Origin of the sequence: Inquilinus sp. (assembly GCF_039594555.1) — a bacterium.
Taxonomy (GTDB): domain Bacteria; phylum Pseudomonadota; class Alphaproteobacteria; order DSM-16000; family Inquilinaceae; genus Inquilinus.
This window is the reverse complement of record NZ_JBCNNF010000625.1, coordinates 1-2,740: the sequence shown is the minus strand read 5'-3', so window position 1 is coordinate 2,740 and position 2,740 is coordinate 1. Positions and strand designations below refer to the sequence as shown.

2 protein-coding genes and 1 pseudogene are annotated in these 2,740 nt (G+C 71.7%); 1 reads left to right on the top strand and 2 read right to left on the bottom strand.

Annotation, left to right across the window (positions count from 1 at the left end):
- A pseudogene (locus tag ABDW35_RS35170) lies at positions 1 to 333 on the bottom strand (class I SAM-dependent methyltransferase); the annotation flags it as partial.
- Positions 334 to 532: 199 nt separating this feature from the next.
- Positions 533 to 1,354 carry an IclR family transcriptional regulator gene (locus ABDW35_RS35165; protein ID WP_343718486.1) on the bottom strand — a complete coding sequence of 274 codons (822 nt, stop codon included), beginning with the start codon at positions 1,352 to 1,354 and terminating at the stop codon, positions 533 to 535.
- Positions 1,355 to 1,573: 219 nt separating this feature from the next.
- Here ABDW35_RS35165 and ABDW35_RS35160 point away from each other — a divergent pair, with 219 nt between their 5' ends.
- The gene (locus ABDW35_RS35160; RefSeq protein ID WP_343718485.1) at positions 1,574 to 2,647 is read left to right on the top strand and encodes an ABC transporter ATP-binding protein; all 1,074 of its coding nucleotides are present in this window, start codon (positions 1,574 to 1,576) and stop codon (positions 2,645 to 2,647) included.
- Positions 2,648 to 2,740 lie beyond the last annotated feature (93 nt).

Sequence of the window (2,740 nt, the reverse complement as noted above, 5' to 3'; positions counted from 1 at the left end):
GATGGCCAGGCTGACCACCACGGTCCCACCCGGCTCGGCTTGGTCCAGCGCCCGGGCCAGCAGCGCCCGCGCCGCCTCGCGCTGCCGTGGCGGCAACACCAGCACCAGCGGGAAGCGGCCCTCGACCCGGGTCGAGACGGTCAGCCCCGCCGCCTCCAGCGCTGCGGCGCGCGGCCGGAAGCTCTGCTCGCAGGCCAGGGCCGGCGACGCGAACTCGGCCAGCGCCGCGCCGGCGCAGGCACCGAGCAGCAGAGCGCGGCCGTCCTCGGGCCAGGTGAGGACGCCGCTGCGGAACGGCAGGAACAGGGTGTCGAGCGCGGGATCGTCGGTCATATCCGCCCTCCCTGGCATATCGACGCCGAAAACGGAAGCATTCCCCCTCACCCTCCCGTTCGCCAACGCGAACGGGGCCCTCCCTCTCTCCGAGGAGAGGGGAACGGGACGGCAGCGCGAAGACACCTCTCCTTGAGGAGAGGTCGAAATCGCGCGGCGATTTCGGGTGAGGGGGCGGGCTCGATATCAGACAAGCGTATCACCGGGCGGCGCTGCCCAGCAGCTGCGCCGGCCGGCGCAGCGTGGGGTCGAAGGGGTTGATGCGGGGTCCGATCGCCGTCGCCTCTCGCTTCAGGATCTCGACCACCGTCGGCAACCGGTCCTCGCCCAGCCGCTCGGAGATCGTGCCGATGCTGAGCGCGGCCACCGCCCGGCCCTCGCGGTCGAGCACCGGCACCGCGACCCCGCCCATGCCGGGCAGTGCCACGTCGCGCCGGGAGGCGAAGCCGGCTTCGCGCGCCTTGGCGATCTCGGTGCGCAGATAGACTTCGTCCATGAAGCCCTGGCCCAGTAGCCGGGGCACGTTGAAGCGGATCACCTCCTCCCGCTCCGCCTCCGGCAGGAAGGCCAGGATCACCAGCGCCCCCTGCCCCACCCCGAGCGGCACCCGGCCGCCGATGTCGCCGGTGAAGGAGCGGATCGGGAACGGCCCCTCGCAACGGTCCAGGCACATCGCGTCGAAGCCGCTGCGCACCAGCAGGAACACGGTGTCGTGGAGCATGGCGGAGAGGCGCTGCAGCACCGGCCAGCACAGGTCGCGCAGATTGCCGGGATTGCCCGCCCGCGCCGCGAGGGCGAAGAAATCGACGCTGAGCCGGTAGAGGCGGCTGCGGCCATCCTGCTCCACCACCCCTTCCGCCTGCAGCCCCTGCAGCAGCCGATGCACGGTCGCCTGGGTCAGGCCGGTGGCCTCGGCGATACGGATCAGCTTCGCCCCCTCCCCACCCGCCTCGGTCAGGGCCCGCAGGATGGCGAAACCGCGCTGCAGGCTCTTGCCCGGGGCCTCGCTCTCTTTCGCCATTTCCGGAAACTCCAGATCGATATTAGCGCCTATGATTCCGATTAGCGAAATCTGAATCAGAATACTCTCTCTAAAACGGAATGTCGCCTTGACTCGCTATCGCGAAAGAGTCTTCTGGAATGACGCGTCGGCGCCTTCCGTTCCACGGAGGGCAAGACCGGCGGGGCCGATGCGCGGCAGCGCGGAACGGCTATGGACAGGGATGCCAGGGAGACTGCAGTGACCTTCCTCCGTCTCGAGCGGATCTCGAAGCTCTATGGCGACGTCGCGGCGGTCGCCGATCTCGACCTGACCGTGGAGCGCGGCGAGTTCGTGTCGCTGCTCGGTCCCTCCGGCTGCGGCAAGACCACGACGCTGCAGATGGTCGCCGGCTTCGTCCCGGCCAGCACCGGGCGGATCGTGCTGGACGGGCAGGACCTGACCCGGGTCAAGCCGAACCGCCGCGGCCTGGGCGTGGTGTTCCAGAGCTACGCCCTGTTCCCGCACATGACCGTGGCCGACAACGTCGCCTTCGGGCTGGAGATGCGCGGCATCGCCAGGCCGGAGCGGGCGAAGCGGGTCGAGGAGGCGCTGGCGCTGGTCCATCTCGACCACCTCGCCGGCCGCTATCCGCGCGCCCTGTCCGGCGGACAGCGCCAGCGCGTGGCCCTGGCCCGGGCGCTGGTGATCGAGCCGCCGGTGCTGCTGCTGGACGAGCCGCTGTCGAACCTGGACGCCAAGCTGCGCGACGCGATGCAGTTCGAGCTGCGCCAGATCCAGCGCCGCACCGGCACCACCACGATCATGGTCACGCACGACCAGGCCGAGGCGCTGTCGATCAGCGACCGGGTGGTGGTGATGGAGCGCGGCCGCATCACCCAGATCGACCAGCCCTACCGGATGTACGAGCATCCGCGCAGCCGCTTCATCTCCGACTTCGTCGGCAAGGCCAACCTGCTGGACGGGGTGGTGGCCCAGCCCGGCGCGGTGGCGCGGGTGACGGTCGGCGCCGCGACACTGGAGGTGCCGGGCGACGGCCTGCCCGCCGGCGCCCGGGTGCTGCTGTGCCTGCGGCCGGAGAAGCTGGCGCTGGGCGCGCCCGGCACCGGCCGGCTGCCCGGCGCGGTGTCGCGCCGCTACTTCCTGGGGAGCCAGTGGCTGTACCACCTGGACAGCCCGGCCGGCGAGCTGCTGGTCGCCGCGCCGAACCTCGGCGCCGAGCCGCTGGCCGAGGGGGCTGCGGCCGGCATCGACTGGGCGCCGGAGATGGTGCGGGTGCTGCGCGACGCCGACGCAGCCGAGGGCGTGCGATGAGCGTCGCGGCGTCGGAGGGTCGGCTGGCCCCGGCGGCGATGGCGCTGCCGGCGACGATCCTGTTCGCCGGGCTGGTGCTGACGCCGCTGGCGC